The organism is uncultured Plantibacter sp. (assembly GCF_963518075.1).
GTDB lineage: Bacteria > Actinomycetota > Actinomycetes > Actinomycetales > Microbacteriaceae > Plantibacter > Plantibacter flavus_A.
Window position 1 is genome coordinate 69,266 of record NZ_CAUQHZ010000004.1, and the last position, 26,449, is coordinate 95,714.

Annotated in this window: 23 protein-coding genes; 12 read left to right on the plus strand and 11 right to left on the minus strand. The window is 70.3% G+C overall.

Features of this window, described 5'->3' with window-relative positions; genetic code table 11:
• Nucleotides 1-204: 204 nt before the first annotated feature.
• The 5 genes from RWN05_RS07090 to RWN05_RS07110 all read right to left on the minus strand — a co-directional run bounded on the left by RWN05_RS07090 (nt 205) and on the right by RWN05_RS07110 (nt 7,287).
• Nucleotides 205-1,779, minus strand: coding sequence for an ABC transporter substrate-binding protein (locus RWN05_RS07090; protein ID WP_079003521.1), 1,575 nt, complete (start codon nt 1,777-1,779; stop codon nt 205-207).
• Nucleotides 1,776-3,002, minus strand: a complete 1,227-nt coding sequence (locus RWN05_RS07095; RefSeq protein ID WP_314139072.1) for an FAD-dependent oxidoreductase — start codon at nt 3,000-3,002, stop codon at nt 1,776-1,778. The genes RWN05_RS07090 and RWN05_RS07095 overlap by 4 nt, the downstream gene beginning before the upstream one ends.
• Nucleotides 2,999-4,291: an FAD-binding oxidoreductase gene (locus RWN05_RS07100; RefSeq protein ID WP_314139073.1), complete on the minus strand. Its 1,293-nt coding sequence runs from the start codon at nt 4,289-4,291 to the stop codon at nt 2,999-3,001. Before RWN05_RS07100 ends, RWN05_RS07095 begins: the two co-directional genes overlap by 4 nt.
• 162 nt (nt 4,292-4,453) lie before the next feature.
• The gene (gene gdhA, locus RWN05_RS07105; RefSeq protein WP_314139074.1) at nt 4,454-5,809 is read right to left on the minus strand and encodes an NADP-specific glutamate dehydrogenase; all 1,356 of its coding nucleotides are present in this window, start codon (nt 5,807-5,809) and stop codon (nt 4,454-4,456) included.
• 188 nt (nt 5,810-5,997) lie between these two features.
• Complete coding sequence (locus RWN05_RS07110; protein WP_399542885.1) at nt 5,998-7,287, minus strand: MFS transporter; 1,290 nt, start codon at nt 7,285-7,287, stop codon at nt 5,998-6,000.
• Between the two features lie 93 nt (nt 7,288-7,380).
• Between RWN05_RS07110 and RWN05_RS07115 the strand changes: the two genes are divergently transcribed.
• A complete protein-coding gene (locus RWN05_RS07115; RefSeq protein ID WP_064296886.1) occupies nt 7,381-8,049 on the plus strand; it encodes a GntR family transcriptional regulator in 669 nt (222 codons plus the stop codon).
• Nucleotides 8,050-8,180: 131 nt separating this feature from the next.
• Here RWN05_RS07115 and pheA read toward each other — a convergent pair whose 3' ends face one another.
• A complete protein-coding gene (gene pheA / locus RWN05_RS07120; RefSeq protein ID WP_079003524.1) occupies nt 8,181-9,143 on the minus strand; it encodes a prephenate dehydratase in 963 nt (320 codons plus the stop codon).
• A 289-nt stretch (nt 9,144-9,432) separates the two neighbouring features.
• Between pheA and RWN05_RS07125 the strand changes: the two genes are divergently transcribed.
• The 4 genes from RWN05_RS07125 to pgm all read left to right on the plus strand — a co-directional run bounded on the left by RWN05_RS07125 (nt 9,433) and on the right by pgm (nt 13,460).
• A complete protein-coding gene (locus tag RWN05_RS07125; RefSeq protein WP_314139075.1) occupies nt 9,433-11,001 on the plus strand; it encodes an alpha/beta hydrolase in 1,569 nt (522 codons plus the stop codon).
• Nucleotides 11,002-11,126: 125 nt separating this feature from the next.
• On the plus strand, nt 11,127-11,369 hold the full coding sequence (locus tag RWN05_RS07130) for a ribbon-helix-helix protein, CopG family (protein WP_079003526.1): 243 nt from the start codon (nt 11,127-11,129) through the stop codon (nt 11,367-11,369).
• A 2-nt stretch (nt 11,370-11,371) separates the two neighbouring features.
• Nucleotides 11,372-11,812 carry a type II toxin-antitoxin system VapC family toxin gene (locus tag RWN05_RS07135; RefSeq protein WP_240555566.1) on the plus strand — a complete coding sequence of 147 codons (441 nt, stop codon included), beginning with the start codon at nt 11,372-11,374 and terminating at the stop codon, nt 11,810-11,812.
• 28 nt (nt 11,813-11,840) lie between these two features.
• Nucleotides 11,841-13,460, plus strand: a complete 1,620-nt coding sequence (gene pgm, locus RWN05_RS07140; RefSeq protein WP_064296891.1) for a phosphoglucomutase (alpha-D-glucose-1,6-bisphosphate-dependent) — start codon at nt 11,841-11,843, stop codon at nt 13,458-13,460.
• Between the two features lie 118 nt (nt 13,461-13,578).
• Here the strand turns inward: pgm and RWN05_RS07145 are convergent, their stop codons facing one another.
• Entirely contained in the window at nt 13,579-14,436 is an 858-nt protein-coding gene (locus RWN05_RS07145) for a M15 family metallopeptidase (protein WP_285038098.1), read from the minus strand.
• Between the two features lie 81 nt (nt 14,437-14,517).
• Between RWN05_RS07145 and RWN05_RS07150 the strand changes: the two genes are divergently transcribed.
• The 4 genes from RWN05_RS07150 (at nt 14,518) to RWN05_RS07165 (ending at nt 20,350) form a co-directional block, all read left to right on the plus strand.
• Nucleotides 14,518-15,612, plus strand: a complete 1,095-nt coding sequence (locus RWN05_RS07150) for an alpha/beta hydrolase (protein WP_153303546.1) — start codon at nt 14,518-14,520, stop codon at nt 15,610-15,612.
• A 109-nt stretch (nt 15,613-15,721) separates the two neighbouring features.
• Nucleotides 15,722-17,518, plus strand: a complete 1,797-nt coding sequence (locus RWN05_RS07155) for an MDR family MFS transporter (protein WP_079003529.1) — start codon at nt 15,722-15,724, stop codon at nt 17,516-17,518.
• Between the two features lie 232 nt (nt 17,519-17,750).
• On the plus strand, nt 17,751-19,199 hold the full coding sequence (locus RWN05_RS07160) for a GH1 family beta-glucosidase (protein ID WP_314139078.1): 1,449 nt from the start codon (nt 17,751-17,753) through the stop codon (nt 19,197-19,199).
• Nucleotides 19,200-19,336: 137 nt separating this feature from the next.
• Nucleotides 19,337-20,350 carry a LacI family DNA-binding transcriptional regulator gene (locus RWN05_RS07165; protein ID WP_399542886.1) on the plus strand — a complete coding sequence of 338 codons (1,014 nt, stop codon included), beginning with the start codon at nt 19,337-19,339 and terminating at the stop codon, nt 20,348-20,350.
• A gap of 78 nt (nt 20,351-20,428) precedes the next feature.
• On the opposite strand, the gene RWN05_RS07170 is transcribed toward RWN05_RS07165, so the two are convergent.
• The gene (locus RWN05_RS07170; protein ID WP_064295765.1) at nt 20,429-21,295 is read right to left on the minus strand and encodes a site-specific DNA-methyltransferase; all 867 of its coding nucleotides are present in this window, start codon (nt 21,293-21,295) and stop codon (nt 20,429-20,431) included.
• 70 nt (nt 21,296-21,365) lie between these two features.
• Here RWN05_RS07170 and RWN05_RS07175 point away from each other — a divergent pair, with 70 nt between their 5' ends.
• From RWN05_RS07175 to RWN05_RS07185, 3 genes are read left to right on the plus strand one after another with little or no spacing between them, the layout of a single operon-like run.
• On the plus strand, nt 21,366-21,659 hold the full coding sequence (locus tag RWN05_RS07175; RefSeq protein ID WP_071260637.1) for a GNAT family N-acetyltransferase: 294 nt from the start codon (nt 21,366-21,368) through the stop codon (nt 21,657-21,659).
• A gap of 60 nt (nt 21,660-21,719) precedes the next feature.
• The gene (gene ppk2 / locus RWN05_RS07180; protein ID WP_064295763.1) at nt 21,720-22,640 is read left to right on the plus strand and encodes a polyphosphate kinase 2; all 921 of its coding nucleotides are present in this window, start codon (nt 21,720-21,722) and stop codon (nt 22,638-22,640) included.
• A 39-nt stretch (nt 22,641-22,679) separates the two neighbouring features.
• Nucleotides 22,680-23,180: a hypothetical protein gene (locus tag RWN05_RS07185; RefSeq protein WP_314139083.1), complete on the plus strand. Its 501-nt coding sequence runs from the start codon at nt 22,680-22,682 to the stop codon at nt 23,178-23,180.
• 72 nt (nt 23,181-23,252) lie between these two features.
• On the opposite strand, the gene RWN05_RS07190 is transcribed toward RWN05_RS07185, so the two are convergent.
• The 3 genes from RWN05_RS07190 to RWN05_RS07200 all read right to left on the minus strand — a co-directional run bounded on the left by RWN05_RS07190 (nt 23,253) and on the right by RWN05_RS07200 (nt 26,418).
• On the minus strand, nt 23,253-23,798 hold the full coding sequence (locus RWN05_RS07190; RefSeq protein ID WP_079706438.1) for a HEAT repeat domain-containing protein: 546 nt from the start codon (nt 23,796-23,798) through the stop codon (nt 23,253-23,255).
• 94 nt (nt 23,799-23,892) lie between these two features.
• Nucleotides 23,893-24,942, minus strand: a complete 1,050-nt coding sequence (locus RWN05_RS07195) for a biotin/lipoate A/B protein ligase family protein (RefSeq protein WP_314139085.1) — start codon at nt 24,940-24,942, stop codon at nt 23,893-23,895.
• Nucleotides 24,943-24,999: 57 nt separating this feature from the next.
• Nucleotides 25,000-26,418: an FAD-dependent oxidoreductase gene (locus tag RWN05_RS07200; RefSeq protein WP_314139086.1), complete on the minus strand. Its 1,419-nt coding sequence runs from the start codon at nt 26,416-26,418 to the stop codon at nt 25,000-25,002.
• Nucleotides 26,419-26,449 lie beyond the last annotated feature (31 nt).

Consider the following 26,449-nt stretch of genomic DNA (forward strand, 5'->3'; position numbering starts at 1 on the left):
CACGCCGACTCGACAGCTCTCGCGCCAGCGCACCGCGCTGACCTGAGACCTCCCCTCCGGGTGCCGGCGCGGTGCGCCCACGTGAATGGCGCACACCCGGCGTGAGCGCTCCCCGCGCGCGTGAGCGCGGGTTCCCGGAGGGGCGCGCTCACGTCACAGACCCGCGCCCACGTCAGCGCACCGCGCTGGCGCAACCAGACCGGGCTACTTCGTTCGGTCGAGGACCGCGAAGCGGAAGGTGTAGGTGGCGTCGAGCGTCTCCTCGAGGCCCGTCACGTTCTTCTGGGCGAGGACCGTCTCGGTGCCCTGGAGGAGCGGGATGATCGGAGCCGCGGTCGCGGTCAGCGCCTGGATCTGCTCGATCGCCGCGATGCGCGCCGCCGGGTCGGTCGCCGTCGCCTCGGTGTCGATGAGCGCGTCGACGGCCGGGTCCGAGTACCCGTTGGCGACGGACGCCCCGGTCGTCGAGTACGCCGAGCGCAGGAAGTTGTCGGGGTCCGGGTAGTCCGGGAAGAACCCCAGCTGGTACGCCGGGTAGCCCGACTCCGGGTTCAGCTCCTTCACGTAGCTCGTCCACTCGGTCGACTGCAGGTCGACGGTGAACAGTCCGGACTCCTCCAGCTGCGACTTGATGAGCGCGTACTCCTGGTCGGAGTCGGGGCCGTAGTGGTCGCTCGTGTACTGGATCGGCAGGGCGACCGGGGTGCTGACGCCCGCGGCCGCAAGGATCGCCGCGGCCTTCGCCGGGTCCGGCGCGTCACCGTACGCGGTCTGGAACGCGGGCGTCGCCCCCGTCTGCCCGTCGAGCACCACCGAGTAGGCCGGCGCGTAGGTGCCCTTGTAGACCTGGTCGGCGATCTCCTCACGATCGATGAGCGACGCGACCGCCTGCCGGATGGCGAGCTTCTGCGCGTCGTTCGCACCCGGTTGGGTGTTCAGGTTGAACGTGAGGAACCGCACCGAACCGCCCGGCCCCTCGACGACCTGCAGGTCGGAGTCGCTCCGGAGGTCGGCGACGTCCGTCGCGGTCAGCGAGCGGTAGGCGATGTCGACGTCGCCCTTCTCCAGGTCGAGCCGCAGGTTCGACGCCGTCGTGTACGGCTTGAGCACGACGTGCTGCGTCTTCGCGCGGGTCCCGGAGTAGCGCGAGTTCGCCTCGAGCGAGAGCAGCCCGCCCGCCTGGTAGCTGTCGACGGCGTAGGGGCCGGAGCCGATCACGTCGTCGTCGCTCAGCAGCTCGTCAGCCGGGAAGACCTCTTCGTCGACGATCGGCCCGGCCATGCTCGTGAGCACGTAGGGCCAGGTCTGGTCGTTCGGCACCGTGAGGTGGAAGACGACCTGGTTGTCGTCACCCTCCTCGACGCTGTCGAGGTTCGCGAGCAGCGGCGACGGTCCGTTGTCGGCGGCGATCTCACGGACGCGGGTGAAGGAGTAGACGACGTCCTCGGCCGTGAGCGCGTGACCGTTGGAGAAGGTCAGCCCCTCCTTGACCGTGCAGACGTAGGTGGTCTCGTCGGTGAAGTCGCACGATTCCGCCGCGTCGGGCGCGGGGACGACGTCGCCCTCGTCGTAGCTGAGGAGGTGCTGGTAGATCTGGTTCTGCGGCGTGAAGGATCCGCGATCCCAGGCACCGGCCGGGTCGAGCGAGACGATCTGATCGGTCGTGCCGATGACGAGCGCGGTGGTCGTGGTGGTGCCGCCCTGGGCCGTGCAACCGGTGAGGGCGGCGACGACACCGAGGCCGACGGCGACCGTGGTGAATCTGGCGGATCGGTTCATGGAGCGGTTCCTTCGGGTGACTGCGGGAGAGCTGATGCTGATGGCGCGACGGGTACCGCGTGGGCGGCGAGCGCGAACCTCGGGTGCGGTTCGGCTCCGTCGACGAGATCGGCGATGAGGCGTCCCAGCACCGGGCCGAACTTGAACCCGTGACCGGAGAATCCCGTCGTGACGATGATGCTGTCGATCCGGTCGATCACGAAATCCTCGCTGGGGCTCAGATCGTAGAGGCAGCTGATGGTATGGGGTGCGGACGCGTCGACACCGGGCACCCATTCGGCGACGTAGGCGGTGAGCCGCGCGAGTTCCTCGGGTTCGGCGAGGCCGTCGCGTTCGTCGGGGTGGACGTGGACGGCACCGCCGTGCAGCCCGACCTTGACCCCCTCGCCCGGCGTCAGCAGCCCGTACACGCTCGACCCCTCGACGGGGTAGTGGACGAAACTCGGCCAGGCGTCGGCGCGCAGTCCGCTCGGGAAGTGCGCGGGCTGGACCTGCGTCACGACGATCTCGGGCAGCGGACGACCGACGCTGCGAGCGAGCGCGCCGACGAGGTCTGGCGTCCAGGAGCCGGCCGCGACGACCACGTGGTCTGCGACGACGTCCCCCAGCTCGGTGCGGACGACGGCGCCGGTGACACCGGCGGTCGGATCGGTCGGCTCGGTCAGATCGACACCCGACACCCGCACGCCGAAGCGCAGGCTCGCTCCGGCGACCTCGGCGAGGTCGAGCAGGGCCTCGATCGCCTCGGCGGAGTACAGTCGCCCGCCGGTCGCGTGGTGGAGGACCTCGCGGTCGAACCGCAGTCCGGGCCAGCGGTCGCTCGCCTGCTCCGGGGTGAGGCGCTCCGACGCGATCCCACCCCGGGTCATCGCCGCCTCGATCGCCGCGAGCATCTCGGGTCGGCCGTGGTCGAGCGCACCGGTGAGGTCGAGCAGTGTCCGCCCGCTCGCGGATTCGAGCGCCCGCCAGGCCGCGAGCGCCTCCGACGTCAGCGCGACGTAGTCGTCGGCGTCGTAACCCTGACGGAAGATGCGGGTCGCTCCGTGGGAGGAGCCGTGCTCGTGACCGCGCGGGTACCGCTCGAGAAGCAGGACGTCGCGGCCCTGCTCGGCCAGCGAGCGCGCAGCCGCCGCACCGACGATCCCGGCACCGATGACGACGACCTCGGCGCGCGCCGGCAGCGCGGTCTGCGTCGCGTCCGCTGCCGGACCCGGCGAGGTCATCGGCCCGACTCCGCAGGCAGGCCCGAATCCGTCGTCACGCGCGTCGCTGCGGCAGCCCGCGCGTCGACTGCTCGACGAGCCGGCATCGCGGCGGCCACGGCGGCTTCGTCGGCGAACGGACGGGACGGGAACCGACCGGGGGCGTACCGCGACGCGTCGACGAAGGGGCTCTCACCCGTGACGATCAGCTCGGCGAGCATCCGGCCGAGTCCAGGGCCGTGCGTGACCCCGGACTCGTTGTCGCCGGCCACGACGAACAACCCGTCGAGCTCCGGGACGGACCCCGCGATGAAGCGGCGGTCTGCGGTGTACGACACGATCCCCTGCACGGCTTCGGCGTCGTCGACGACGGGCGCGGCGGCCGGGATGAGCTCGGAGACGATCGGCGACAGGTGCTCGCGCATCGCCTCGACGAGGTCGGGGCGGTCCGGTCGACGATCCGCGGGACTGTCGCGCACGGCGAGCGCCTCGTAGCCGACGCCGTTGCCGTACGTGAAACCACCGAGGTGTTCCCTGATCCACAGTCCGTCCAGCTCCGGGATCATGAGGGTCGGCACCTCGCCGAGACCGAACGGGGCGGTGGTCAGGCGGCTCGCGATCACCCGCGCGAACGGCAGCACGCGGTCCGTCGCGGCGAGGAGCTCGTTCGTCCAGGACCCTGCGGCGAGGACGACCTCGTCGCCGAGGACGCGCTCGCCGGTGGCGGTCAGCACGCCGACGGCTCGGCCACCTTCGGCGAGGAGATCGACGACGGGCGTCTGCTCGATGATCTCGACGCCCTCGGCCCGGGCGAGCGCCGCGAGCGCGAGTCCGGCGTCGGGCGCGCTGATCTGGATGCCGTCGGGATGGATGAACGCCCCGACGATGGCTTCGGGGTCGAGACCCGGAACGAGCTCGGCGGTCTCGACGGCGGTGAGCAGGCGGGCGTCCTCGGGGCGGAGCGGGTGCTCGGCGAACGGCAGCAGGTGGTCGAGCACGGCCTGCTCGGTGAGGGCGAGCCACACGTTGCCCGTGTTCCGCAGCCCGATGTCGTATCCGGCAGCGTCGAGCCCGCGGTAGAAGTCGAGGCCGGCCTGCTCGAGGGCGAGTTCCGACTCGTCCCAGTACCAGGCGTAGCCCGCCGCCCAGAGGCCGACGAAGCCCGCTCCGGCTGCGGTCGTCGCACCGGCGGCGGTGCCCGACTCGAGGACCGTCACCCGTCGACCGGCGCGGGCGAGGTGGACGGCGGTCGCCAGGCCGAAGAGGCCGGCGCCGACGATGACGGTGGTTGCGGGGCGGGGGTCGGTCACCCTTCGAGGCTAGTCACTCGCCGTCCAGGGGCCGATCACCCCGTCGCAATCGGACACGTGCGCGTTCGCAACTCAGGAACGCCGCCGGCGTGTCCGCACCCCGATGGACGAGATGGGGGCGACGCCCCGGCGGCGTCCTGAATTGCGAACGGGAAGAGCCGACTAGATGACGCCCTGGGCGAGCATCGCGTCCGCGACCTTCACGAACGCGGCGGTGTTCGCCCCGACGACGTAGTCGCCCGGCCGGCCGTAGCGCTCGGCTGCCTCGTAGGCGGCGCGGTGCACGCCGTGCATGATGCCGCGCAGTTTCACCTCGCTGTCATCGAAGGACCACCGCTGCCGGGCCGCGTTCTGGCTCATCTCGAGCGCCGAGGTCGCCACACCACCGGCGTTCGCCGCCTTCCCCGGGCCGAAGAGGGCGCCGGCCTGCTGGAACACCCGCACGGCCTCGGGCGTCGACGGCATGTTCGCGCCCTCCGCGACCGCGATGACGCCGTGCTTCACGAGGGCGATCGCGTCGCGTTCGTGCAGCTCGTTCTGCGTCGCGCTCGGCAGTGCGATCTCCCCCGGGACGTCCCAGACACTGCCGCCGGCGACGAAGTGGGCGCCCTGGCGGCGGGCGGCGTACTCGGAGATCCGGCCGCGCTCGACCTCCTTGATCTGCTTGAGGAGCTCGAGGTCGATGCCGGCGTCGTCGACCACGTACCCGGAGGAGTCCGACGCGGTGACGGCGGTACCACCGAGCTGGTGGACCTTCTCGATCGCGTAGGTCGCGACGTTCCCGGAGCCCGACACGATGACGCGCTTGCCCTCGACCCCGCGGCCGTCGACGGCGAGCATCTCGTCCACGAAGAACACCGTCCCGTACCCGGTCGCCTCGGTGCGCACCTCGGCGCCACCCCAGCCGACGCCCTTGCCGGTGAACATGCCCGACTCGTGACGGTTGGTGATCTTCCGGTACTGGCCGAAGAGGAAGCCGATCTCGCGCGCGCCGACGCCGATGTCGCCGGCCGGGACGTCGGTGTGCTCGCCGAGGTGGCGGTAGAGCTCGTTCATGAAGCTCTGGCAGAAGCGCATGATCTCGGCGTCCGATCGCCCGTGCGGGTCGAAGTCGCTGCCGCCCTTGGCGCCGCCGATGCCCTGCGCGGTGAGAGCGTTCTTGAAGATCTGCTCGAACCCGAGGAACTTCACGATCGACAGGTTCACACTCGGGTGGAAGCGCAACCCGCCCTTGTACGGGCCGAGCGCCGAGTTGAACTGGACGCGGAAGCCGCGGTTCACCTGCACCCGGTTGCGGTCGTCGGTCCACGGCACGCGGAACACGACCTGCCGCTCGGGTTCGACGAGGCGTTCGAGGATGCCCGCCTCGAGGTACTCCGGGTGTTCCTCGAGCGCCGGGCGGATGGACTCGAGGACTTCGAGGAGTGCCTGGTGGAACTCGGGTTCGCCCGCGTTGCGCCGCAGGGCGGCCTCCGCGACGGCGTGGACGGGGTCGGTGGACGTGGTGGTGCCGGTCACTGTGGTGCTTTCTGATCGGCCGACCAGGCGTCTCCGGCTGTCGCTCGACGGTGGTCGGAGGCAGTGGAGCGCGACTCGCCGGCGGGGAGGTACACGGGCCGTCGTGGGGCCTCGGCAAGCCTGGCAGCCGCGATAGATATCCGTCAAACGTCGACTAGACGAGCCGACCGGACCGGTGGGACGACGGCCTAGAGGTGGTCGTGCTCCGCGGCCTCGCTCGGGATGATCGGGATCGCGAGGGCCGGGAGCACCGCGACCGCGAGGAAGGCGAGCGGATAGCCCACCAGGCCGATGAGCGCACCGACCGCCGGCCCGACGACCGACGCGGCGATGAACTGGCCGGTGTTCTGCGCTCCCAGCGCCCGCCCCGCCCAGGTGGGGCCTGCCATCTCCGCGACCGAGGTGAAGGCGAGCCCGTTGTCGGCGACCGTCACCGCACTGGCGACGACGAGCGCGACGGCGACCGCCACCGGCCACTGCAGCAGCCCGACGCCGGCGAGGAGCAGCATGACGACGACCGCCGACACCGCCACCCAGCGCAGCGGCCGCACCCGGCTGCCGAGGCGGTCGCTCAACACCCCGACGCCGATCCGACCGATCGCTCCGACGAACTGCGCGACACCGACGAGCACGCCCGCCGCGAGCGCGTTCCAGCCCTGATCGGCGACGAGCCAGACGAGCGCGAAGGTCGTGAGGGTGAACTGCGGCACCACGAGCAGGATCGACACGGCGTGGATGCGCCAGAGGAAGCCGTCGTCTCGGTAGGGGTTGCGGGGTCGCGCGGCCACGGGGTTCGGCGTCGTCTCCGTCGGGACCGGCTTCGGCACGGCGGTCCGTGGCGGATTCCGGAGTCCGATCGTGCAGGCCACGGCGAGGACACCCGTCGCGACGAGCGAGATCACGAGGGCGGCGGAGATGCCCGACGCCGCCGCCACGGACGGCACCGTCACCGCGGCCGCCGTGACGCCGAGGGGCTGCGACATCTGGCGGATCCCCATCGCGAGACCGCGTCGGTCCTTCGGGAACCAGCCGACGACGATCCGGCCGCTCGCCGAGTTCGTGCTCGCGGAGGCGGCGCCACCGAGCAGGAGCAGGATTCCGAGCGGACCGTAGCCGAGCGACGGGATGAGGCCGTCCGCGGCGACCGCCCCGGCCGCGGCGACGGCGGTGAGGGCGAGGCCGCCGGCGATGACGATGCGCTCGCCGACACGGTCGGCCAGCCAACCCCAGGCGATGAGCGTCAGCACCATGCCGAGGGTGGGGGCGGCGGCCAGGACGCCGGCCTCGGCGAGCGACATGCCCCGATCGGCGTGCAGGAGCGGGATGAGGAACGCCGGGGTGCTGACGAAGAGCGTGCCGGCGGTCTGCGCGGCGACACCGAGCCCGAGGACGGTCCAGGCCCGACCGGCGTTCGGCATCGGTGGACGCGCCCCGCGAGCGGTCGCCGGGGCCTCGGGGGCTGGTGTCGATCCGGTCATCGTGCCGCTTCCTGCGGTGGGTGTCTCCCGCTGCTAGCATGACGGTACACCATTTTGGTATACCAATTGTCACCGGCCGGATCGGGAACACGGATGAGCACTCCGACGCAGACCACGCAGCTCTACGAGCGCCTCCGCGGGGCGATCCTGACCCTGGACCTCGCGCCCGGGCAGCCGCTCACCGAGCGCGGGCTCGAGCAACGGTTCGCGGCGTCACGGACGCCCGTGCGCGCCGCCCTCACCCGGCTCGAGGCCGAGGGTCTGGCGCGTCGGGACGGCCGCGGCTGGATCGTGGCACCCATCGACCTCGAGGAGATCGGGCTCATCGCCGAGGTCCGTGAGGCGCTCGAGACCGCCGGCGTCCGGCTCGCCGCCGAACGCGCGACCGAAGCGCAGCTCGCCGCGATCCGCACCCTCCTCGACGAGCCCCGCCCCGACGACGAGCACACGGTCCTCCGCGTCGGCGGCGACTTCCACGAGGAGCTCGCGGCGCTGTCCGCGAACCACCTGCTCGCCGAAGGGGTGCGCGGCGCGATGGTCCGGCTCGCCCGCACCCGTTGGCTCGAGGTGCGGACGCCCGAGGCCCGAGAGCAGGCCGCCACGGAGCACCGCGCCATCCTCGATGCGGTCGCGGCGCGCGACCCCGAGCGCGCGGCGGACCTCGTCGCGCGCCACATCCGCGGGACGAACGAGCGGCTCATCGCATCGCTCACCGCCGACCAGCGGCGCCTCCGCGGTCACGGTGTCGACATCGTCAGCTGAACCCCGGCGACACCTCGTCGGCGCTCACAACTCCTGCACCCCGCTGCGGATAGCGCCGACACGCCGTCCCCGACGTCGACCCCGTCCTCGAATACGGACCGACAGCAGGAGCTGCGCGCGAGCGTGACGGCTCAGTCCTCGAGTGGCTCCGCCGACAGCAGCCCGCGCAACCAGTCACGGGCCTCGATGAACACCTCGTCGTTGTAGCGCGAGTGGTAGTCGACGGCGGTGCGGTCGGCGCTCGGGTACGAGCCCAGGAAGATCACGTTCGGGCTGAACCGCCGGAGCCCGAGCAGGGCGTCGGCCATCCGCTCGTCCTCGATGTGGCCGAGGGCGTCGATCACGAAGCGGTAGCGGCCGAGCGCGTCGCCGATGGGCCGGGACTCGATGAGACTCAGGTTCACGCCTCGCGTGGAGAACTGCTCGAGCATGCCGAGCAGCGAGCCGGACTCGTCGTTCGGCAACTCGACGATGAGGCTCGTCTTGTCGGCGCCCGTCCTGGCCGGGATCTCCCGTGAACGGCTGACGACGACGAAGCGGGTCACGGCGTTCGGGTTGTCGCCGATGTTCTCCGCGAGGACATCGAGGTCGTAGTGGTTCACGATGCCGGGCGGGGCGACCGCGGCGTCGGCGGTCGAGGTGCCGTCGAGCAGGGAGGCTGCGGCGGCGACGTTGCTCGACGCCGGGATGTGTCCGTGCGAGGGCAGCTTGGCGTCGAGCCAGAGGTGGCACTGCCCGTAGGCGACGGGGTGCGCGTTCACGACCGCGACGTCCTCGAGGCGGGTTCCGGGGCGGGCGACGAGTACGAAGTTCACCGGCACGAGCACTTCGCCGACGATGCGGAGACCGAGCATCGTGGCGAGTGCATCCTGCGCCACCGACACGCCCCCGTCGACCGAGTTCTCGATGGCGATGACCGCGGCCGTGCTGCGGCCCTCGAGGACGTCGCCGAGCGCCTCGCCGACGTTCGACACGGGCTTCCAGATCTGACCCTTGGCCTCCTCGACCTGGCCGAGCGCCACCTCGGTGAAGGTCCCGCTCGGACCGAGGAAACTGTAGCTCCGGAGGGCGTCGTCGGCGGGTGCGGCTGGCATGCCTCCGAGCGTACCGTGTGCTTCGCGACACGCTCTGGAACGGCCGTTGACTCCCATCCAGGTCACATTCGGGTGATTTCCAGGAAGATCGGGCCATTTCGGCCCCGATACCCCCCGTTTTGAGCTATTCAAATCACGCCAATACCCGCCACAATGGATACAAGGGTGTATTGAGCGCTGCCGCTCGTCTCGGGAAGCGAGTTCACGGCCGTTCGTCTCCCCGATCTCGATGCGTGACCCATGTCGCGTGAGGCTCCACCCGACGGGCTGAGACAGGAACAGGAGTGACGTGACGAGTGTCTTCACCGACGCCGCCCCGCGGTCCACTCCACGGCTGAACCTGGCGAGCGGCGGCGAGGCCGTGTTCAGCCTCGGCTCCTCCTGGAACCTCCCGTCGTTGTCGCTGCCGGCCTGGGTGCACCGGCCGATCTCGGCGGCCCGCGCGACTCTCGTCAAGTCGCTCGTCATGACCATCGCGATCGCCGCGATCCTGGCCGGCGTCGTCACGGTGACGCAGACCTCGACCGCCGGCGCGACCGCGATCTCCGCCACCGACTTCGCACCGGCGGCCTCCTCCGTCCCGACGATGACGGCCGCCGCCTTCACCACCGCCTACGCCGGCGACCTCGCTGCGGCGGCGACGGCCCTCACGACGATGTCCTCATCGCAGGTCGCGCAGCTGTGGACCGAGCTCGCTCCCGGCTACCGCGCACTGCTCATCACCGGTTACCCGGCGGTCATCGGCAACCTCGAGGGCGTCGCCTACACGGACCGGGCGACGGCCAACGTCTCCCGCCTCGCCGGCCTCCTCGCCGACACCGAGGCGAGCTACCGCTCGCTGACGGTGAGCAGCGACCAGGTCGACGGGCAGGCGGACTCGGCGGCGCTCGCCACGACCCTGTCGCGGCTGGACGCGATCAAGCTGCTCGTCGACCGGTACTCGCCGGACGCGATCGCCGCCCGCCTCCAGCCGGAGTACCTCATCACCTTGCAGGCGGGCGGCTCCGGACCCCCGCGGGTCGCTGTCGCCGTGGGAGACGTGGACACCGCCGCCTACGTCACGGTGTTCGTCCCCGGGATGAACAGCAGCGCCCTCGAACTCGACGACTACCTGCGCGGGGCGAAGCGCATCCAGAGCGCCGCAGCCGACAGCGCGGTCATCCTCTGGATCGGCGGACACAGCCCGAGCGCGCTCGAGGTGCCGTCGAACGACCGGGCGGTCGAAGGGGCGCCCCTGCTCGCCGGAGTGCTCGCCGGATACGACGCGGTCCGTTCCGCGCGCGGCATCGTCTCCCAGTTGAGCGTCGTGGCGCACTCCTACGGCACGGCGACGGCCTCGCTGGCGTTGGCGTCCGGCGACTACCACGTCGACGACTTCGTCATGCTCGGCTCGGCCGGCATCCCGACGGAGATCGGGATCGAGGATCTGCACGTCCCGGCCGGCCGCGTGTACGCCTCCCAGGCGAGCGCCGACACCCTCGCCGGTCTCGGCCAGTTCCTGTCCGGTCGAGCCGATCCTGCGATGAGCTCCTGGGGCGCGACCACCTTCGGCTCCGACGGCCTGACGCTCGGCGACGGCGACCACCTCGGCGCCGTCGACGGGCACAACGCGGTCGGGTCGAGCAACGCCGACGACCGGGGGAAGTACCTCGGGCCCGCGACCGAGAGCCTCTACGCGATCCAGCGCATCGTCACGGGTCAGGCGTCCGCGGTCGCCGATCTGACGACGCCCGGGTCGTCCCACCAGCGCGGCTTCGTGCCGGATGCCGCGGGCGTCGGGGCGGGCGCCTCCACGACGAGCTCCTCCACGACCGCCTCCGCTTCCGCCTCGGCCGCGGCGCTCCTCGCCACGCACTAGTCGACGGCCCTCCACAGGTACCTGGAGCAGCGCCCACTCCACAGATCCGTGTCGGCTCACCCCTGCGCCGAGGGGAGAAGGTAGCGTCGTTGACATACCGACATACGCCTTCGTAGGCTCGGGTCATGCGAACGACCATCCGACTCGCCGACGAGTTCTACGAGGCCGTCCGCGAGCACGCCTCGCAGGAGGGGAAGACCGTGACCGCCTACATCGAGGAGGCCCTGCGCGCGAAGCTGGCCGCGGCGGCCGCACCGCCCGAGCGGGAGCCGTACAAGGTCGTGCCGTACGGCCGGGGAGGACCCCACCCAGGAATCGACCTCACGAACAACGCGCAACTCGAGGACATCATGGACGGTTTCGAGTGAAGGTGGTCGACACCAACGTCCTCATCGGCGCGTTCCGACCCGACTCACAACACCACCGCGCGCTCGCAACCTGGTTGGAAGATGCCGTCCGATCGAGAGAGCCCCTGGGCGTCAGCGAAGCCGTGCTCGCGGGGTACATCCGGATCGTGACCCAGCGTCGGATCTTCGTCGATCCCACTCCGATCCCCGTCGCGCTGGACCAGATGCAGCGACTCCGCGACGAGCCCGGGGTACAGGTGGTCCGCCCTGGCCCGTCGTTCTGGACGGTCTTCACCTCGCTCTGCGCAGCGGTCGAGGCCCGAGGCAACCTCGTCTCGGACGCGGCCAATGCCGCACTCGCGATCGAACACCGGGCGACCTTCGTGACGCTCGATCGCGACTTCGCGCGCTTCCCGGACCTCCGGTGGGAATCGCCACTCGCCACGGGTCAAGCGCCTTCCTGACATCGGTCGTTCCTGCCAGACTGGTGCGATGAACGATCGCGCAGGTACCCCCGCCACCGAAGCAGATCTGATCGACGTCCCGTCGCTCATCGACGCCTACTACACACTGAAGCCGGACGTCTCGATCCCCGAGCAGCGGGTGGTGTTCGGCACCTCCGGCCACCGCGGCTCCTCGCTGAACACCGCGTTCAACCAGGACCACATCGCCGCGACCACGCAGGCGATCGTCGAGTACCGCACGAGCCAGGGGATCACCGGGCCGCTCTTCATCGGATCCGACACCCACGCGCTCAGTGGGCCGGCGCAGACGACGGCGCTCGAGGTCCTGGTCGCCAACGGTGTGCGCGTCCTGGTGGACGAGTTCGACGACTTCGTGCCGACCCCCGCGCTCAGCCATGCGATCCTCAAGTACAACGCCGAGGGCAACGGCGACCAGGCGGACGGCATCGTCGTCACGCCCAGCCACAACCCGCCGGCTGACGGCGGCTTCAAGTACAACCCCCCGCACGGCGGACCTGCCGACTCCGACGCGACCTCCTGGATCGCGAACCGCGCCAACGAGCTCATCGCCGGTGGGCTGCACGACGTCAAGATGGCGGAACCGTCCGCCGTCGAGACGTACGACTTCCGCGGCAACTACGTCGACGATCTGAAGCACATCATCAACCTCGACGCCATCAAGCGCAGCGGGATCCGCATCGGTGCCGACCCCCTCGGCGGTGCGAGCGTCCACTACTGGCAGGCGATCGCCGACCGTTACGAGATCGACCTCACCGTCGTGAACCCGCACGTCGACCCGGCCTGGGCGTTCATGACGCTCGACTGGGACGGCAAGATCCGCATGGACCCGTCGTCGCCCTCCGCCATGGCGGCGCTCGTCGCACGACGCGACGAGTTCGACCTCCTCACCGGCAACGACGCCGACGCCGACCGCCACGGCATCGTCACGCCCGACGCCGGGCTCATGAACCCCAACCACTACCTCGCCGTCGCGATCGACTACCTCTACGCGAACCGGCCGGGCTGGCGCGACGACGCCGCCGTGGGCAAGACCCTCGTGTCGTCGTCGGTCGTCGACCGCGTGGCCGAGTCCCTCGGACGCCGCCTCTGGGAGGTCCCGGTCGGCTTCAAATGGTTCGTCCCCGGTCTCGTCGACGGTTCGGTCGGCTTCGGTGGCGAGGAGAGCGCCGGCGCGAGCTTCCTCCGCTTCGACGGCTCGGTGTGGACCACCGACAAGGACGGCATCCTCCTCTGCCTGCTCGCCGCGGAGATCCTCGCCGTGACGGGCAAGACCCCGTCGGTGCTCTACCGCGAACTGACCGAGCGCTTCGGCGACCCCGTGTACGAGCGTGTCGACGCCGCAGCCTCGAAGGAACAGAAGGCGCGGCTCGGCAAGCTCGACGGCGACGCCATCACGGCGACCGAGCTCGCCGGCGACCCGATCGTCGCGAAGCTCAGCCACGCGCCGGGCAACGACGCGGCCATCGGCGGCGTCAAGGTCGTGACCGAGCACGCGTGGTTCGCCGCGCGTCCGTCCGGCACCGAGGACGTCTACAAGATCTACGCCGAGTCGTTCAAGGGCGCGGAGCACCTCAAGCTCGTCCAGGCGGAGGCGAAGCAGATCGTCGACGCCGCCCTCGGCGCCTAGCTCATCTCCTGGTTCCTGAGCCTGTCGAAGGGCGCACTTCGACAGGCTCAGTGACCGGTCTTCCCTGACGCCGCCCCGATCCCTGAGCCGACGCCCGGTCCCTGAGCCTGTCGGAGGGCTAGTTCAGGTACCCGGGAGCCGCCGGGAGCCCGAAGAACTCTTCGAGCGTCGTCACGCCCGTGTTGTGCATCTCGGTCGCGAGCGGCACGCCGATGTAGCGGTAGTGCCACGGCTCGAACGAGAAGCCGGTGACGTCGACCTTGTCGGCCGGGTACCGCAGGAGGAACCCGAAGCGGTAGGCGTTCGCGGCGAGCCACTGCCCCTCCGCCGTGTCGCCGAAACAGGTGTTGAGCGAGCAGTTGCCGCTCTCGGCACCGATGTCCATCGTCCAGCCGGTCTGGTGCTCGCTGTAGCCGGGGCGTGCGGTCGTCGAGTCGTCGGGTTCGCTGTCGTACACCGACACCTGGCTCGAGTAGCTGCGGTACGCGCTGTTCGAAGCGAGCGACAGGCCGGCCTCGGCTGAAGCGGTGTCGAACAGCTGCACGATCGCGGCGGCGGCCTCGGCACGCAGCAGCGGGTCCCAGGTGTGGGCGACGGGGACGGACACGAGGTCCGGTGGCGTGTAGTCGACCGGGTTCAGCGGCCGGGTCTTGTTGACGACCACCCACGGGCTCAGCGGGTCGTCGATCGAGTAGGCGGCCTTGTCGAACGCCGGCGGGGCGGGGGGCGCGACCGGAACCGTCTCCGTCGGCGTCGGCGTGGGCGTGGGGGTCGGCGTCGGGGTGACGGACGGGGTCGCACTCGGTGTCTTCGTGGCAGCGGCCGGGGTGGGCGTGGCGCCGCCGGCGATGTTCACGACGAGCACCACGAGCAGGATCGCGAGCGCGGCGGCCAGGACGCTCAACGCGATCACGCGGTTGCGTCGGACGCGCCGCGAGACCGGGCGTCGGTGGGAGGGCTGGTGGGCTGCGGTCACACGTCGAGCCTAACCGCGACACGGCGCATGCGCCTCTGCCACACTGTCGACAGGCTTGCACACCGGACGAGGGGCCCGACCATGACCGCAGGGACGCCAGCACACCACGCGCCGACGCACCGGAAGCGCCCGCGGTTCCGTCGGCTCCTGACCGCGGCCGCCGTCGTGATCGGTCTCGGCCTCGTCGTCGCGGTCGTCGCTGCCATCACCCCGTGGCCGTCCGCGCTCCTCATCCGCTCGGTGTTCGAACGCGGCGGTGCTGCGACGGTCGCCGAGATGGAACCGTACGTCCCCGACACGAAGCTCACGGAGTTCCGCGACATCGCCTACGCGGCACCGAGCGGCGGCCGACCACAGGTGGACACCACCCTCGACGTCTTCACCCCGGCGGACGGCACCGAACCGCTGACCACGATCGTCTGGATCCACGGCGGCGCCTGGATCTCCGGCGAGAAGGGGAACGTCGAGCCCTACCTCCGCATCCTCGCGGCCGAGGGGTACACGACGATCGCGGTCAACTACACGATCGCTCCCGAGGCCGTCTATCCGACGGCCGTGAACCAGCTCAACGACGCCCTCGCGTACATCTCGGAGCACGCCGCCGAGTGGAACGGGAACCCGGACCGCCTGGTGCTCGCGGGCGACTCAGCGGGATCGCAGCTCGCCAGCCAGCTCGCCGTCCTCACGACCAACCCCGACTACGCGACGCTGTCGGGCATGACCCCTGGCATCGCTGCGGACCAGCTCGTCGGGACGATCCTCAACTGCGGGGTCTACGACCTGCCGGCGATGGCCGAGCTCGACGGCATCGGCGCCTGGGGCCTCCAGACCGCCCTCTGGGCCTACGCCGGTACGAAGGACTGGTCGGAGACGTCGACCGGCGCGCTCATGTCGACGATCGACTTCGTCACCGCCGACTTCCCGCCGACCTTCATCACGGGCGGGAACGGTGACGCCCTCACCTGGCTGCAGTCGGTCCCGATGAGCAGTGCCCTCGAGGACGCCGGCGTCGACGTCACGAAGCTCTTCTGGGCCGCGGACCACGAGCCGGCGCTCCCCCACGAGTACCAGTTCCACCTCGACCTCGACGACGCCCACGTGGCACTCACGGCCACCCTGGACTACCTCGCGGCGCTCGACGCGGACCTCGCCGCAGCGCAGACCGCCACACCCTGACCGAAGCGGTTGCCGCGGAACTTGCGCCGGGTGTAAGTTTGCACACTACGCAAAATCCCCAACGTCGGTGCGCCTTCAGACCGGCGCGCCCAGAGTCGAACGAGACCGCATGTCATCCAGTTCCCCCGCCTCGACCGAGCCGTCGGGATCCGCCCCCGTCCTCAGCCACCGGCAGATCCTCTTCATCATCTTCGGCCTCATGGCCGGGATGTTCCTCTCCGCACTCGACCAGACCATCGTCGGCACCTCGATGCGCACGATCGCCGACGACCTCGACGGCATGGCCCTCCAGGCGTGGGTCACCACCGCGTACCTGATCACCTCGACCGTCTCGACGCCGATCTACGGCAAGCTGTCCGACATCTTCGGCCGCCGCCCGCTGTTCATTATCGCGATCTCGATCTTCCTCATCGGCTCGCTGCTCGCCGGTATGTCCGGTTCGATGTACGAGCTGGCGATCTTCCGTGCCATCCAGGGCCTCGGCGCCGGTGGCCTCATGGCCCTGCCGCTGACGATCATGGGCGACATGCTCGCCCCGCGCGAGCGCGCCAAGTACCAGGGGTACTTCCTCGCGGTCTTCGGTGTCTCGAGTGTCATCGGCCCGCTGATCGGCGGCCTGTTCGCCGGGGCCCCCGAGCTGCTGTTCATCACCGGTTGGCGCTGGGTGTTCCTCATCAACCTGCCGATCGGTGTCATCGCGCTCGCGATCGTCCTCCGCTTCCTGCACATCCCGCACACCCGCCACAGCGTCCGCATCGACTGGTGGGGTGCCGCAACGGTCGTCCTCGCCGTCGTGCCCCTGCTGCTCGTCGCCGAGCAGGGCCGCATCTGGGGCTGGGCCTCGGCAGGGTCCATCGCCTGCTACGCCATCGGGGTCGCCGGCATCGTCGGGTTCATCCTCGTCGAACGGGCGATGGGCGACGACGCTCTCATCCCGTTGAAGCTCTTCAAGAACTCCACCTTCCGGGTCGCCACCATCCTCGGCGTGCTCGTCGGGTTCGGGATGTTCGGCGCGATGATGACGGTGCCGCTGTTCCTGCAGCTCGTCGAAGGCGCGACACCGACCGAGTCCGGTCTGCTGATGCTGCCGATGATCCTCGGCCTCATGATCTCGTCGATCGCGAGCGGCCAGATCATCGCCCGGACCGGCAAGTACAAGGCGTTCCCGATCGTCGGTACCTTCCTGCTCCTGAGCGGCTTCTTCTACTTCAGCTTCGCGACGGCCGACAAGCCCGTCTGGTGGATGATGGGCGGCATGCTGCTCGTCGGCCTCGGACTCGGCCAGCTGATGCAGACGCTGACGATCGCGAGCCAGAACGCCGTCGAGGCACGCGACATCGGGGTGGCGACGAGCTCGTCGACCTTCTTCCGTCAGATCGGTGGAACGCTGGGCACGGCCGTGATCTTCTCCGTGCTCTACACGCGGATCCCGACGACCATCGCGGCGGCGTTCGCGGATCCGACGCTCAGCGAACGGGTCCGGGCCGCGGCGCAGGACCCGGCCGTGCTGTCGGACCCGGCGAACGAGGGCATCCTCAAGGTGCTGCAGCGGGCGCAGGAGAACAGCGGCTCGGCCGGTTCCGCGCTCGACGGCGACACCTCGTTCCTCGTCGGTGCGAACCACGACCTGGCCGCGCCGTTCCTCACGGGGTTCGCGGATGCGACCGTGACCGTGTTCTGGGTGAGCTTCGCGGTGGTCGCCGTCGCATTCGTGCTGAGCTGGTTCCTCAAGGCGCCGCCGCTGCGGGCGAAGTCGGCGCTGCAGGAGCGAACCGACGCCCAGGCTGCGGAGGACGCCGAGGGCGAGTTGTCGCTCGCCGCCCAGCGTGCCGCCGAGCTGGCGGGGTCGCAGCTGTCACCCGACACCGCGAGCAACCGCGTCGTCGATCCCTCCACCCGTCGCTGACCGTCGTTCGTCGGTTTGCCAGCGCACCGCGCTGACGTGAGCGCTGTCGAATCGGCGCCACCGCGGCCCCAGCACGTGAGCGCGCCCCTCTGGAGGGGCGCGCTCACTCCGTAGACCCGCGCTCGCGTCAGCGCACCGCGCTGGCGCCACACCCCACCCACACGCGAGACCGACATGAGAGCGCTCTCAGCAGGCGATAGCATGGGCGTGCACCCAGCCACGAGGAGCTTCGATGACGCACGCCCCCCAGCCCACCACCCGCCCGGCCCTGATCCTGCCGCCGTTCCTCTGGGGTTCCGCCACCGCGGCCGCCCAGGTCGAGGGGGCGGCACACGAGGACGGCAAGGAGGACTCCATCTGGGACGCCTTCGCCCGGGTGCCCGGAGCGATCGCCAACGGTGACGACCTCGAGGTCGCCGTCGACCACTACCACCGCACCGCCGGCGACATCGCGATCATGTCCGAGCTGGGCCTCGACGCCTACCGCTTCTCCACGAGCTGGGCGCGCATCAAGCCGGGCGACCGCGACGTCAACCCAGCCGGCCTCGACTTCTACAGTCGCCTGGTCGACCAGCTCCTCGACGCCGGCATCCTCCCCTGGCTCACCCTGTACCACTGGGACCTTCCGCAGGCGCTCGAGGAGCAGGGCGGCTGGACGAACCGCGACACCGCCCTGCGCTTCGTCGACTACGCCGAGGCGACCTACGACGCGCTCGGCGACCGCGTCCGGCACTGGACGACCTTCAACGAACCGTTCTGCTCCTCACTCCTCGGCTATGCGGTCGGCGTGCACGCACCGGGTCGCCGCGACGAGGCCGCCGCGCTCGCCGCCATCCACCACCAGCACCTCGCCCACGGGCTGGCGACCACCCGCCTCCGCGAGCTCGGTGCCGAGCAGATCGGCATCACCCTCAACCTCACCAACGCGATCCCGGCGGACCCCACCGACCCGGCCGACGTCGACGCCGCCCGCCGCGTCGACGGCATCATGAACCGCATCTTCCTCGAACCGATCGTCCTCGGCGAGTACCCGGCCGACGTCGCCCAAGACCTCGAGGGCCTCGGCCTCGACACACTCATCCACGACGGTGACCTCGAGACCATCTCCGCCCCGATCGACTTCCTCGGCGTCAACCACTACCACGACGACCTCGTGTCGGGTCACCCCGACGACTCCGGCGCCGACGGCGGCCACTCCGGCGCGACCGAGCGCGAGGCAGGTTCGCCGTGGCTCGCCTCCCCCGACATCTCCTTCCCGAGCCGCGGACTCCCGCGCACCGCGATGGACTGGGAGGTGCACCCCGCCGGCCTCCGCACCCTGCTCGTCCGACTCGGCCACGAGTATCCGACGCTGCCGCCGCTGTACGTGACCGAGAACGGTGCGGCCTACGACGACGTCGTCGCGGAGGACGGCCGCATCCACGACGTCGACCGCGACGCCTTCATCCAGGACCACATCGACCAGGTGGAACTCGCGATCGCCGACGGCGCCGACGTGCGCGGCTACTTCGTCTGGTCACTGCTCGACAACTTCGAGTGGGCCTACGGCTACGACAAGCGGTTCGGCATCGTGCGGGTCGACTACGACACGCAGGAGCGCACGATCAAGGACAGCGGACTGGCGTACGCACGCCGCATCGCCGCCTCGCGTGTGGTGCCCACCGTGGCGGAGCTTTCCTGACGCAGGAACACTCCGGCGTGTCGCGATCGAGGGGCCGCGACACGCCGGTCACCTCCAGAGGAGCGACACCGGCCACGGACGTCCAGACGCCCGGCGATACACTGCACTCGGCACGCTCACCCGCTCGGAAGGGGACGATGATGCAGTCCGGTCAAGGGGCCCCGACACTCGAGATGGTGGCGGCACGCGCAGGCGTCTCCCGCGCGACCGTGTCGCGCGTCGTCAACGGCTCGCCGAAGGTCACGGCCGAGGTCGTCGCGGTCGTGAACGAGGCGATCGCCGCGCTCGACTACGTCCCGAACCGCGCCGCCCGGTCCCTGGCCTCCCGCCGGACCCAGGTCATCGCGCTCGTCGTCCCGGAGTCGACCGCCCGGGTGTTCTCGGACCCCTTCTTCGCGGCGGTCGTGCAGGGAGTGGCCCTCGAGCTGGCGGAGACCGACTACACACTCAACCTCCTCATCGCGAGTGAGGCGAACTCCGAGAAGACCCGCCGATACCTGCTCGGCGGCAACGTCGACGGCGCGCTCGTCGTGTCACACCACAGTGGCGACCACTCGTACACGCGGCTCGGCCAGGAGCTCCCGATCGTGTTCGGTGGTCGCCCGATGGGTGCCGACATCGTCGACAGCACCTACGTCGACGTCGACAACGTCGAGGGCGCGAGGACCGCGGCCCGTCACCTCATCGAGGCCGGCCGGACGCGGATCGCGACGATCGCGGGTCGTCAGGACATGCCGGGTGGGGTCGACCGACTCGCCGGGTGGCGCGCGGAGCTCGAGCTCGCGGGTCTTCCGCACGACCTCGTCGAGGTGGGCGACTTCTCCCCGGCCGACGGCGCTGCCGCGATGCGGCGTCTCCTCGCGCGCGGCGTGCCCATCGACGGACTCTTCGCCGCGAACGACCAGATGGCCGCCGGCGCCTACTCCGTCATCCGCGAAGCCGGCCTGACGATCCCCGGCGACATCGCCGTCGTGGGCTACGACGACGACCGCTACGGCGAGACCGCCGCACCGCCGCTCACGACGATCGCGCAGTCGCCCATCGACCTCGGTGCCGAGATGGCGAGGGTGCTGGTCCGTCGCCTCGCCGGCGAACCGGTCGAGCGCGTCACGATGATGCCGACCCGCCTCGTCCCGCGCGCCTCCGTCTGACCCTCCCCGCCAGCCCGCGAACGGTCACCAGACGATAGTCCCGGGCGCAGCGACTGTGCTGAACTGACCGTTCGCGGGCTAGGAGAGGCGGGAGCGGATGATCTCGATCGCCTGCGGGTTCTCGTCGACGAGGACGTAACGACGACCGAGCGCCTTCGCGACCGCCCCCGTCGTGCCGCTGCCGGCGAAGAAGTCGAGCACCCAGTCGCCCTCGCGGGAGGACGCCTGCACGATGCGACGCAGGATCCCTTCCGGCTTCTGCGTCGGGTACCCGGTCTTCTCGCGGCCGGTCGGCGACACGATCGTGTGCCACCAGACGTCGGTGGGGAGCTTGCCGCGCGCCGCCTTCTCCGCGGTGACGAGCCCGGGCGCCATGTAGGGCTCGCGGTCGACGGTCGCGTTGTCGAAGTGGTACCCCTTCGGGTCCTTCACGTAGACGAGGATCGTGTCGTGCTTCGTCGGCCAGCGGCTCTGCGCCTTCGCGCCGTAGTCGTAGGCCCAGATGATCTCGTTGAGGAAGCACTCCCGACCGAAGAGGGCGTCGAGGAGAACCTTCGCGTAGTGCGCCTCGCGGTAGTCGAGGTGGAGGTAGAGGGTGCCGTCGGCGGCCAGGACGCGCCAGGCCTCGACGAGTCGCGGCTCGAGGAAGCCCCAGTAGTCGTCGAAAGCGTCGTCGAAGCGTCTGAGGTCGCCGCGGATGCGCTCGTACGCCTGCCCTTTGAAGCCGGCGAAACGGTTCACCCCCGTCTCAGCGGTGCGCACCGAGGTCGAGGAGTGGCGACGCTGCACGCGGCCGGTGTTGAACGGCGGGTCGAGATAGATGAGCGTGAACGCCTCGTCGGGCAATTGGGCCACGACGTCGAGGTTGTCGCCCTCGAGGACGAGGTCGGGGCCGTCCGGGGTCCATCGCAGCGGCACTTCATCGGCTGCTGCGGCGAGGGACATGTGCCTATTCTGGCAGCCCGCGGCCTGCACACCCGGGAAGGAACGACCGACCCCGCGCGTTGTACCGCGTATGACCACGGAGTTCGCCAACGAGACCGATGCCCAGCGCTACACCATGCACGTCGACGGCCAGCTGGTGAGCGTCGTCGACTACCGCATCTCGGGCGACTCGATCTCCTTCCCCCGCACCTTCACCACGCCGCCGTTCCGCGGCAAGGGGTACGCGGGCGAACTCGTCGCCTACGCGGTCGACGACGTCGAGCAGCACAGCGACCGTCGGATCGTCCCGATGTGCTGGTACGTGGGCGAGTGGTTCGACGCGCACCCCGAGCGTCAGGACCTCCTCACCCGTTCCGCCGGCTAGCCACGAGCGCGTCACCCACCGGCCACCTGGCGGTCACGCACGGGGACTAGCGTCCCGACCATGCAGCAGCTCGTCTCGCACTACGCACCACCGCCCGCACTCGACCAGGTCGACGGTTACCAGGTGGTCGATGTCGACGACGACGACCCCATCCTGCTGGACGCCGCCGGCAGCCACATCGACACCTGGCGCGAGGGCTACCCGTATGCGGAGCGCATGTCGCGTGAGCAGTACGAGAGCGACAAGCGGCTGCTCCAGATCGAGCTGCTGAAGCTGCAGAACTGGATCAAGGCGAACGACCGTCGGCTGGTCGTCGTGTTCGAGGGACGCGACGCCGCGGGCAAGGGCGGCACGATCAAGCGCTTCACCGAGCACCTCAACCCGCGCGGCGCCCGTGTCGTGGCGCTCGAGAAGCCGACCGCCCGCGAGTCCACGCAGTGGTACTTCCAGCGCTACGTCCAGCACCTGCCGGCCGCCGGCGAGATCGTGCTGTTCGACCGGTCCTGGTACAACCGCGCGGGCGTCGAACGCGTGATGGGGTTCTGCACCCCGGCGCAGTACGACGAGTTCATGCGCCAGGCACCGCTGTTCGAGCAGATGCTCGTCGGCGACGGCGTCGACCTCGTGAAGTTCTGGTTCTCCGTCTCCGCCGACGAGCAGCGGACGCGCTTCGCGATCCGGCAGGTCGACCCGGTGCGGCAATGGAAGCTCTCCCCGATGGACCTCGCGTCACTCGACAAGTGGGGCGATTACACCCGCGCGAAGGAGGCGATGCTCGAAGCGACGGACACCGCCGACGCCCCGTGGACGATCGTCAAGAGCAACGACAAGAAGCGCGCCAGGGTCGAGGCGATGCGGCACGTGCTGCACCGCTTCGACTACGAGAACAAGGACCACGAGGTCGTCGGCACGCCCGACACCAACATCGTCGGGCCCGCCGCCTCGGTCTACGAGCGCGGCGAGCGCAACGTCGGCGACTGAACCGGACGCCGGGCCGCGGTGCCCGCTATCCTCTGGATCATGCAGCCGAATCTGTCACCGTTGCGACGCCTCACCTCGTCGAGCGCGATCTACGGCACCGTCGTCTACGCCGGCCTCGTCGGCGCGTCGAGCGTGTACGAGGACGACGACGTCGAACAGGTGCTCATCACGAGTGCGCTGACCCTCATCGTGTTCTGGCTCGCGCACGTCTACTCGGCCGCCCTCGCACACCACGGCGACGATCGGCACGAAGCGTTGGTGACACTCGGAGCGTCGATCAGGCACGGGTTCCAGGAGTCGTCCGGGATGCTCCTGTCCGCCGTGCTCCCGACGATCCCGCTCGTGTTCGGCATCGCCGGTGTGCTCAGCCATGAGCATGCCGTGATCCTGGCGTTGCAGGTGTCCACGCTGATGCTCTTCGTGCTCGGCTGCGCGGCGTTCGTGGTGCGCGGGTCACGCTGGTGGTGGTGTCTCCTCGGCGGTGTCGCGACGGCCCTCTTCGGGATCGTCATCATCCTGCTCGAGGCCGGCACCCACTAGTCCGGCCCGCGACGGGTCCCGAATGGCTGGTGCCGAGCGTCCGGGACCGACCGTTCGGGCCCCCTCGCGAGCTCAGCGGCGGGCGGCGAGCGCTTTCGCCGACTGCTGCGCGGCGCGACGGACCTCGCGGTCGGGGTCACGGAGGAGCGCTTCGAGGAGCGGCTTGGCGTCCTCTCCACCGACGACGGCGAGCGCCCGGGCTCCGGCTGCGCGCACGCGGGCGTGGTCGTCGCTCAGCAGTGGTGCGATCGCGGCGACGTCGCCGATCCGACGCTCGGCGCAGACGCGTGCGGCCATCTCCCGGACGCGCCAGGCCTGGTTGCCGAGTGCTCCGACGACGGGCGCGGTGGCCGAGTCGTCCCACACGTGCAGCAGGGCGCGGGTGCCCCAGAGCTCGGGCCAGTACAGCGCGGGCGCTCCGCCGAGGATGCCCTCGGCGTGGTGTCCGCCGACGACGCGGAGGAAGTCCTCACCCTCGTAGCGACCGGCGAGCAGGGAGACGCAGCGTTCGACGACCCGGGTCTCGCTCTCGGCGGCCACCGCGTCGGCGAGCCGTTGCTCGAGGGACGCCTGCGTGGCGGGGGTCGACGGGTCGGGTGTCTCGTTCTGCGCTGTCATCGTCCCCCCACCCTAGCCCGCGAGGGGTCCCGGATGGCTGGTGCCGATCCTCCCGGACCGACCATTCGGGACCCCTCGCGGGCTGCGGGGAGGGTTATGGGACGCGGGTGAGCCAGGCGTCGGTGGCGAACTTGTCGGTGACGAGCTGCTCGGCGGCGGAGCGCTCGGCATCGGTGACGTGGCCGGGGGTCGCGCCGGTGATCTCGACGAAGGTGTCCTTCATGCGGTCGATGATCTCGGCCCGCGAGAGCCCGGTCTGGCTGCGGAGCGGGTCGACGCGCTTCGCCGCAGAAGTCGTGCCCTTGTCGCTGAGCTTCTCACGCCCGATGCGGAGCACCCGGGTCATGAGCTCCCCGTCCATGTCGTAGCTCATCGTGACGTGGTGCAGGACGGCGCCGTTCCCGAGTCGCTTCTGCGCGGCACCGCCGATCTTGCCCGACGGGCTCGTGATGTCGTTGAGCGGCTGGTACGTCGCCTCGATGCCGAGCGAACGGAGGGCGACGAGCACCCAGTCGTCGAGGTAGGCGTAGGAGTCGGCGAAGGTCATGCCGTTCACGAGCTCGGCCGGGACGTAGAGCGAGTAGGTGATGATGCCACCGCGCTGCATCATCATCGCGCCACCGCCGGAGACGCGGCGGACGACCTCGAAGCCGTTCGCCTTCGCGTTGTCGAGGTCGACCTCGTTCTTGAGCGACTGGAAGCTGCCGATGACGACCGCCGACTGGTCCCACTCCCAGATGCGGAGCGTCGGACCACGGCGGCCCTCGCCGACCTCGTTCGTCAGGACCTCGTCGAGCGCGAGGTGGAGCTGGGGTGACACCGAGCCCTCGTGGACGAGCTGCCAGTCGTAGTCGCCCCAGCCCGTCGCCTTCGCGAGCGAGCGGCGGATCGCCGTCGCGACGGCCTCGGGCGTGAAGCCGAGGAGCACGGCGTCCTCGGGCAGCGCCCCGCGGATGGCCGCGGCGAGGCCTGCGGCGTCGGTGGTGGCGGGAAGCCCCGTGACGGCGCGGTCGATCAGCGCGAGTGCGTCGTCGGGTTCGAGGAAGAAGTCGCCGGCGAGGCGGAAGTCCGCGATGCGGTCGTCGACCACCTCGAGATCGACGACGACGAGCTTGCCACCCGGGACCTTGTACTCACCATGCATGCCCCCAGCCTATTCCTGGACGGCGTCCGGATTCCCCGGAAGGGGCGTCGAACCGGGTCAGGAGTCGAAGCCGATGCCGAAGCGGTCCATGACCTTCAGGAGCAGGCCGTCGCGGCCCTCGTTCGCGTCGGAACGGGCGACCGCGCGGCGGACGGTCTGGATCGCGGGGTTCGCGATGGGCTCCGGCGGGATGGGGATCGGCTTGGACCGGACCATCTTCAGGCGGGTCAACTCGGTCGATTCGCCACTCAGCAGATCGAGCATGACCTTCGCACCGAAGCGCGTCGCGCCGACCCCGAGCCCGGTGAACCCGGCGCTGTAGGCGACGCGTCCGCCGAGTGCCGTGCCCTGGAACGCCGAGAGCCGCGAACACATGTCGATCATGCCGCCCCACGCGTGGGTGAACCGGACGTCGAGTTGCGGGTAGGTCGTGAAGAAGTGGTCGGCGAGGGTCTCGAACGTCTCGCGGCGCTGATCGTGCTCCGGCCGGATCCTGCCACCCCGGTGGTAGACCGCGTCGAAGCCGCCGTAGAGGATGCGGTCGTCGGCGGACCGGCGGGAGTAGTGGAACTCGCGACTCGAGTCGGCGATACCGAAACGGTCGGTCCACCCGATGCTCTCGAGCTGCTCCGGGGAGAGCGGCTCGGTCATGAGCACGTAGTCGTACACGGGGATCGTCAGGAGTTCCGTGCGCTTGAGGAGCGACGGGAAGCCGTTGGTGGCGAGCGCGACCTGCCGGGCCTGCACCCCGCCCTGCTTCGTGGTCACCGCGACGCCGTCGCCCGAGCGCCGCAGCCGGGTCGCCGGGGTGTGCTCGAAGACCCGCACACCGAGCTCGATGCAGGCGCGCTTCAAGCCCCAGGCGAGCTTCGCCGGGTGGACGAGCGCGGTGCTCTTCCACTCGCGCTGACCAGCCAGGTACACGGGTGAGTGCACGAGCGCCTGGACGGCCTCGCGATCGAGGAAGACACCGTCGCCCGACACCTCGCGCAGCGCGTCGACCTGATGCGGCTCGGTCGCGACCGTGAGCACACCGGTGTGCTCGAACTCGGCGTCGATCCCGAGACGGTCGAGCGTGGCGACGAACTCGTCGAAGTTCTCGTCCGCCAGGCGATCGAGCTCCGGCAGTTCGTCGGCGAAGTGACGCTCGCCGTTGTCGACGCCGTGGGTGAGGCTCTCCTCGAAGAAGCCGCCGTTCCGGCCACTCGCCGCCCAGCCGACCTCCTTGCCCTCGATGAGCACGACGTCACGCGAGGGGTCGGTCTCCTTGGCGATGAGCGCCGTCCAGAGTCCGGAGTAGCCGCCGCCGACGACCAGCAGATCCGCCGTGACCTGGCCGACGAGTCGGGGCTCCGACGTCGGCCGGTCGGGGCTGTCGAGCCAGTACGGGACCGTACTCGCTCCCGCGAGCGACCGCGCGATGCGCTCGGCCGAGTTCCGTCTGCGGTGGCTGTAGGTGGGTCCGTCCGAGGTCACCGGGTCTCCTCTGCGTCGAGTGTGGGTGTCG